The following is a 6,567-nucleotide window of genomic DNA, read 5'->3' as shown; positions in this document are numbered from 1 at the left end:
CTCACGCCGTATATCCGAGCGTTTCAGCTCCGTCGAGAAGTGTTCCGCAAACCGGGGAAAGAAGCGCTCAAAACCATCCTCGAAACTGCGCTATGACTCACCAACAATCTACGCCACAAGAGCGTTGGTGTAAATACCCGTCTCATCAAGGAACCGCTCAATTTCAGTGTCCAGCTCAACCGGGAATTTGACACTAACACTTGCGTACTTCATAGTAGTACGATGGTATTACAGTTAAATAAGTCTATGGCACTGATGGGGATGTCATCAGCGTTCGCTGCTATCCGAACTCGTAGTCAGTATCGCGAGCGTCGACGTACTCATCGTTACCCGTCCGATCAGGCATGTAACACGGGCCGTGGCGTGCCCCGGAGAATACCGGCGCCTCAAATCAGTACATCTCGCAGCTACACCGCGAGTGTGCGTCAGCGAATTCAACAAGATATTGGTGTATCTTCTCTGCTAACTCATACATCGCCATTGCGAAGTCTCGGCCAGGTCGATCAATATCGTAGTAGAATCGTGAACGGTGCTCGGAGCGGAACGCGTCGATCCGGCTCGCGATGCCCTCATCTGAGAAGATATTTCGTGCGGCGATGTCATCGAACACTTCAGCATGATTTCGATAATCTGTCGACTCTGCGGCTGTCATGTCGACGAGGTAAAACTGAAATGACCGCTCGATCGCGTTGAATGAGAGTTTAACGATACTAACGTAGTTATTCGTTCCCTCTCGAAGTTGTCGACATGTCCCTAGCATCGCACATGCCTTCCCAAGCTGGATGTCAGCATCGTCACCACCTCGTTGCCAAGACAGCGAATCCTGTGCCGGCCCTGTTTCACCGTCTTCCACGAGCCGTTCAACGCGCGCGAGAGCGTCGACAACCTCACTGAGACCCACTGTGGAACACCTCCTGTTTTACCGTCTTGAGCGCTGGTGAGTCGCGAAGGGTCAATCCTTCGGTGAGTATCTCTCTGATCCGATCGTGGGTACCTGCTGATGTGCTGGGTTCGACGATAATGTGTGCCTCATACCGATCGCCATCAATCGACGTGTTGGCAATCTTACGTTCAATGCGGTGCGCCTCCCGCTGGGCTTGTCTTCGATTTTTATCGACAACAACGAATAAATCAATATCGCTCGTCCGATCAGCGGTACCTCGCGCCACGCTGCCAAACAGAACGATACCGATCTCTTGACCAAGTTGTTCGGTGAGTTCCGTGACGATTTTTCTGACTGGTGTGTGGTACTCCGCTTGTGGGATCGTTGTTATCGGATCGTGTGCTTTGACGAGCATTGCCGGATCGATTTGAACCCCATTTGCTCGGCCAGATCGGTCGACACTAACTACGCCAAGTGCTTCAAGAACATCAACGGCAGCGTTCACACCACTCAGTCCTCGGTCTGTCACTCGGTGAAGCTCACGGTTTGTGAACTCCCGATCTGGATTATCAACAAGGAGGTGTATGATATCACCCGTTGCTCCGTATCGGAATGCGTCGGGGTCTCCAAGGGGAATGGGGAGCCGAACATATGTCCCTTCTGATTGAACTGTTTTAGCACTCATGATTTGCCAGACGGTTCAATAATGGAAAAGTCTTGATGTCTCGACTTGCTACCCAGCTCTCCCCCCGTTCCTACCCGAACTCGTAGTCAGTGTCGCGAGCGTCGACGTACTCGTCGTTCCCCGCTCGATCTGGCACGTAACACGGACTGTACTCCGCTATGTGGAAGACAGGGGCTTCGATATCGAGGCCGCTTCGACGGTGGACTAGTAATGGTAATCGGTCACGCAAGTCTTGGATGAACGGTTCCCGCCGTACGTGGAGCGTTCCACTCGGAGGCCGGCGTTCGGTCAGCGGCGGAGTTGGCCTTTGTCGAGATCCTGTTCAGTTATGCGGAGGAGGATGTCAATACTATTCGATGCCAGTAGCCGTTCCATTCTCCCACACTACTGCATGTATCACATCCGGCAATTGATCCAATCGTGCTTCGACGACTGCCATTGGATGCTTATCGATGTACTCTGCGCTTTCCCGAAGCGTAACGCTGTCTGATTGGTTCAGTTGGAAGTGGACTTCTCCATGTTCTGGATGGTCGTCATCTTGATGCCAGCCGAGCAGAAGACTTCGTTCGGGTTCGATCCAGCTGATCCAGTAGTAGTCAGCGTCAGTACCAGCTTCTACATCAAAACCGATCTCAAGTCGGACACGTTCGATTGGGTAGCTAGAATCCCCGAAGAAGTCTTTTGGATCCGTTTCCGCAGTGACTCGATAGGGCCCCGGCTCTCGAGGAGTTGAGACACGAAGTTGGACGGAGCTGAATACTGAATCACTTTGGAGCCGGTTCTTGATTCGCCGATGGATTCGTTTATTATCGAGCCCGTCTCTGTTGGCGAGAAAGATCATCGATATCAGGCGATCGCAGTGTGTCCGTCGCTATCGGAATCAGAGAGCTGAGTGACATCTGTGTAGAGTTGTAGTGCATGTTTCAATAGACGGGTCTCTGTCTCCAGAGCCTCCCACGTCGAAGCAGCATTCCGAATGGCACGCATTTCCGCTGTCGTGAGGTCTTCTTCAACCAGCTTGTTGCGCAGCTCGGAGGCGGTCTCGACTTCGTATTTTTCCGCTAGTGATTCGACTTGAGCGGTGTGTTCAACAAGGGTCGATTCGAGTTCATCACGAGAGTTCTCGCTAATGAGGTCAAGTACCTCCTCAATGAGCGTCTGTACTGGGTTTGGCGCATATCTCGTCTGTCCGTCGACGGTGTGTTCTTCTGCTTTATTTCCTGCCACAAGGGTCTCTAGTTCACTATCTGCTGTTCCCCACGCGACATCCGCTTCCTCTGCAATATCGGAGACTGTCGCGGGTTCATCGAGTGTCTCAACGACCATTCGAACCCGCTCACGCCCGCTATACCTGTCTTTCCACGCCTCTCTGTTTGGGTTATTCATACTGGTCTTATCTATATGCGACAGACACAAATAATTGTGTGTTTCTTAGATCGCCTCTAATACCACTCCTACCCGAAGTCGTAGTCAGTGTCGCGGGCGTCGACGTACTCGTCGTTACCCGTCCGATCCGGCACGTAACACGGACCGTGATCCGCTATGTGGAAGACAGGGGCTTCGATATCCAGTCCGCTCCGGCGGCAAAGCAGAAGCGGGAGCCGGTCACGCACGTCTCGGACGAGCGGTTCTCGCCGCACGTTGAGCGTTCCACTCGGAGGCCGGCGTTTAGTGAGCGGCGGCAGCTGCCTCTTCTCCAAATCGGACTCAGTGATGATTCGGACATCAAGTAGTTGGGCTAACCGCCACGCACTCTCAGTTACGCGACGCGCGACAGCGAGGACAGGCATTGCCCGCATGAGCGCGGCCCGCAGCGCGACTGCTTCGACGGCGTCCCGCTGAACCGGCACTTGGTGCCAGTCTTTACACTCGACGACGAGGAAATCGTCAGGATCACCACGGAGCTCGTCCCGGCGGGCGATCACGTCGGTTTCGAGCCCGAAACAGTACTCGTTGCGGGCTGTTCTATACCCCCACTGCTCGAGTGTCTCGGCGACCCGAGTCTCGAGCCAGCGACCGTTGGTCGGATCGTGGTCCGGATCCTCGCCATCGGGGGTTCCCACGGCGTCAATTTCGGCCGTGAAATCGGGGGTGTCGTTACCTATGGTCGGACCATCTGATCAATCACATCCGCAACAAGCTGTATTCCCTCATCAGTGAGGGTCCCAGACGGGAGATTATCTCGGATCGACGATAGTGGAATCGTATAAATCGCCCACGGCATCACATAACTCGTCTTCCGCAGCTCCACCCCTTCAAGTACGCCGTCGGGCAACTGTGTGACTTCGTATGAGTACTCGGCCTGCGTGGTCAGGCATACAACCGTGGCTTCTTGCTCAACGTACGGCCGATCAGCATCGGATATCACGATTACTGGGCGCGGATTGCTATGTGCCCCGGTTGGATCCGCAGCAAACACGAGACTGCCCTGCGGGTAGTAGTACGTCATGTGAGGGGTATGTGGTCTAAGCCCATCGTGTTACTCTCTTTCACTCGACGCTGAGTCAGCGTCAGTGTTACTCTCCGTTGTTGAAGGAGCAGCGGTGCTGTTGACCCAGTCCGCGGGTGCTGGTTCCTCCCCGGACTGATCCTCTTCGGTGTCAGCGCGATCACGTGGGATCTCTCTTCGTGCGCCCGCACCAGTTTGTTCAACGTCATCTGGAGTGAGGCCCGGCTCTGGGTACCGATCCGCCATCTCGTCAAGTTGAACGAGGCTCCGTGCGAACCGCCTCACATCATCCCGTCGCTCAAGTCCGTGGTAGAGACCATCATTCGTTTTTCCGATCAGTCCGTCATCATGGAGGCGAGATAGCGTTGTCGACGTGGTGCCGCGCGGCAGATCAAGTGCGTTTTGTATCTCTGCCGGCGTGTACGCAAGGTTCGTATTCCGATAGAGGAGTTTGACGATTGCGGCTTTGTTTGTGCCCGGACGGATATTGATCGTGTCGTCCGGGTCGTGTCTTCGAAGATCGATGGGCATGAGTCCAACTGTATGTGTTTGTATGCGTTTGTAATGTATAAGTATCATGGTGGTCAGATTTGTGTGACCGTAAGGAGGCATATTCAGGATACCCTACGAACGGTCGTGTACCCCCTCTACCACCGTACCTACCCGAACTCGTAGTCGCTGTCGGCGGCGTTAACGTACTCGTCGTTTCCCGCTCGATCGGGGACGTAACATGGACCGCGATCAACCTGATGGAAGACAGGGGCTTCGATATCCAGTTCGCTCCGGCGGCAGAGCAGAAGCGGGAGCCGGTCACGCACGTCTTGGATGAGCGGTTCTCGCCGCGCGTTGAGCGTTCCACTCGGCGGCCGGCGTTCGGTCAGCGGCTGGAGTTGGCCTTTGTCGAGATCCTGCTCGGTCATAATCCGAACGTCGAGTAGTTGGGCTAACCGCCACGCACTCTCAGTTACGCGGCGGGAGACAGCGAGGACGGGCATTACCCGCATGAGTGCGGCCCGCAGCGCGACTGCTTCGACGGCGTCCCGCTGAACTGGGACTTGGTGCCAGTCTTTCCACTCGGCGATGAGAAGGTCGGTTGGTTCGCCATGGAGCTATTCCCGGCGGGCGATCACGTCGGCTTCGAGTTTAAAGAGTCACTTGTTGCCAAAACATAATTACCCAGCGCAGTCGTAGACACCCTATGGCAACCGAAGATATCTCAACTCGACTCGCGCAGCTCAAGCCGAAACTTGAGCAGGAGTATCCGATCAGCGAGTTGGGTATCTTCGGATCGTATGCGCGTGGTGAAGAACAGTCTGACAGCGATCTCGATGTGCTCGTCGTCTTCGAGCAGCCTGTAACGTTGTTCGATCTCGTTCGGTTGGAAAACGAACTAACGGAGGAGCTTGGTATTGAGGTCGACCTCGTGACGAGAGACTCGTTGAAGCCACGGATTGAGACTCGTGTCCGTGACGATCTCGTCACCGTATGACAGCGGTTTTGGACTATGTGATCCGACCGTTAGGAAACGTGCGTGATCGTGATCTCGGGAAGTGAGTGTGCTGCCGGCTCAAATTCTGCGAAGGACTCGTCGTTCGTCAAAATAGTTGGTTGGCGGTCACGATGCTCAAACGCTAATACAAGGATTGGAACGTCTGTCGGCTGGACCCCACAGACGCGAGCCAGTGTTCGTACTGTGGGCGCCGACCGTTGTTCTCGAAGGAGCGTATCGCTCGCATCACGACTTGATGGCGCTTCGATGAGGCCCGTCATCCGGGTGAGCCGCGTCACAAAATTGGTTTTGACAGCGTCTCGTTCTGTCGCAGAGAGGCCCTTCGTGCGATCGAATGCGGCTAACGCCTCTTGGAGCATGTACGCACTGATCGCCGATGTTGTCTCACCGCGGTCAATTGCTGTGAGCAATTCTGCTGCCCGTTCGTTGGTTTGTAGTGTTCCAAATACCCACAGATTCGTATCGAGGATTTTCACGAATCAGATCTGTACACTTGTGTGGCCGTTTCTTCACGAGCCTCGTCGACGGCCTGCTCAAGATCGTCCACATCGACTTTCTTGCCAAGTGCTGTGAGCTCGGCGTCGATATCACCATCTGATTGGCGGCTCTGCTCAGCCTGCGCGAGCAGTTGCTCTAGTCGAAGGGCGGTGATCGCTGTGTCGTCATTCAGTTCGCGAAGATGCGACCGGCAGGCTTCCTTGATGAACTCGCTTTTATTGGTGTAAATACCCGTCTCATCAAGGAACCGCTTAATCTCAGCGTCCAGCTCAACCGGGAATTTGACACTGACGCTTGCGTACTTCATGGTAGTACCATCGTACTACAATTAGATAAGTCTATGGCACCGATGGGGATGTCATCAGCGTTCGCTGCTATCCGAACTCGTAGTCAGTATCGCAAGCGTCGACGTACTCATCGTTACCCGTCCGATCAGGCATGTAACACGGGCCGTGGCGTGCCCCGGAGAATACTGGCGCCCCGATGTCGAGATCACTCCGTCGGTCCAACAGCGGCGGAACAGAATCTCGGAGTTCGCTCAC

Annotated in this window: 10 protein-coding genes and 1 pseudogene; 2 read left to right on the top strand and 9 right to left on the bottom strand. The window is 54.7% G+C overall.

Annotated elements, in window-relative coordinates; translation table 11 throughout:
• A pseudogene (locus EXE41_RS01375) lies at positions 1–96 on the top strand (IS1595 family transposase); the annotation flags it as partial.
• Positions 97–391: 295 nt separating this feature from the next.
• Here the strand turns inward: EXE41_RS01375 and EXE41_RS01370 are convergent.
• The 8 genes from EXE41_RS01370 to EXE41_RS18980 all read right to left on the bottom strand — a co-directional run bounded on the left by EXE41_RS01370 (position 392) and on the right by EXE41_RS18980 (position 4,937).
• Positions 392–901 carry a hypothetical protein gene (locus tag EXE41_RS01370; RefSeq protein WP_137690104.1) on the bottom strand — a complete coding sequence of 170 codons (510 nt, stop codon included), beginning with the start codon at positions 899–901 and terminating at the stop codon, positions 392–394.
• Positions 888–1,388 (bottom strand): nucleotidyltransferase domain-containing protein, encoded by a 501-nt coding sequence (locus EXE41_RS01365; RefSeq protein WP_241987177.1) that lies wholly within the window; start codon positions 1,386–1,388, stop codon positions 888–890. Before EXE41_RS01365 ends, EXE41_RS01370 begins: the two co-directional genes overlap by 14 nt.
• Before the next feature lie 529 nt (positions 1,389–1,917).
• Positions 1,918–2,409 (bottom strand): hypothetical protein, encoded by a 492-nt coding sequence (locus EXE41_RS01355; RefSeq protein WP_137690102.1) that lies wholly within the window; start codon positions 2,407–2,409, stop codon positions 1,918–1,920.
• A 5-nt stretch (positions 2,410–2,414) separates the two neighbouring features.
• Positions 2,415–2,954, bottom strand: coding sequence for an ArsR family transcriptional regulator (locus tag EXE41_RS01350; RefSeq protein WP_241987176.1), 540 nt, complete (start codon positions 2,952–2,954; stop codon positions 2,415–2,417).
• 68 nt (positions 2,955–3,022) lie between these two features.
• Positions 3,023–3,631, bottom strand: a complete 609-nt coding sequence (locus EXE41_RS18985; protein ID WP_158294384.1) for a restriction endonuclease — start codon at positions 3,629–3,631, stop codon at positions 3,023–3,025.
• Positions 3,632–3,669: 38 nt separating this feature from the next.
• Positions 3,670–4,017 (bottom strand): type II toxin-antitoxin system PemK/MazF family toxin, encoded by a 348-nt coding sequence (locus tag EXE41_RS19995; protein ID WP_137690101.1) that lies wholly within the window; start codon positions 4,015–4,017, stop codon positions 3,670–3,672.
• A gap of 30 nt (positions 4,018–4,047) precedes the next feature.
• The gene (locus tag EXE41_RS01330; RefSeq protein WP_137690100.1) at positions 4,048–4,548 is read right to left on the bottom strand and encodes a BlaI/MecI/CopY family transcriptional regulator; all 501 of its coding nucleotides are present in this window, start codon (positions 4,546–4,548) and stop codon (positions 4,048–4,050) included.
• Positions 4,549–4,676: 128 nt separating this feature from the next.
• Positions 4,677–4,937 (bottom strand): hypothetical protein, encoded by a 261-nt coding sequence (locus EXE41_RS18980; RefSeq protein WP_158294383.1) that lies wholly within the window; start codon positions 4,935–4,937, stop codon positions 4,677–4,679.
• A gap of 278 nt (positions 4,938–5,215) precedes the next feature.
• Between EXE41_RS18980 and EXE41_RS01320 the strand changes: the two genes are divergently transcribed.
• The gene (locus tag EXE41_RS01320; protein WP_049933382.1) at positions 5,216–5,506 is read left to right on the top strand and encodes a nucleotidyltransferase family protein; all 291 of its coding nucleotides are present in this window, start codon (positions 5,216–5,218) and stop codon (positions 5,504–5,506) included.
• Positions 5,507–5,999: 493 nt separating this feature from the next.
• Here the strand turns inward: EXE41_RS01320 and EXE41_RS01310 are convergent, their stop codons facing one another.
• Positions 6,000–6,332, bottom strand: coding sequence for a ribbon-helix-helix domain-containing protein (locus EXE41_RS01310; protein ID WP_137690098.1), 333 nt, complete (start codon positions 6,330–6,332; stop codon positions 6,000–6,002).
• Between the last annotated feature and the right edge of the window lie 235 nt (positions 6,333–6,567).

Origin of the sequence: Halorubrum sp. SD690R, assembly GCF_005435035.1 — an archaeon.
Lineage (GTDB): Archaea > Halobacteriota > Halobacteria > Halobacteriales > Haloferacaceae > Halorubrum > Halorubrum ezzemoulense.
Note: the sequence above shows the minus strand (reverse complement) of the source record. Positions and strands in the feature narration are given on the sequence as shown.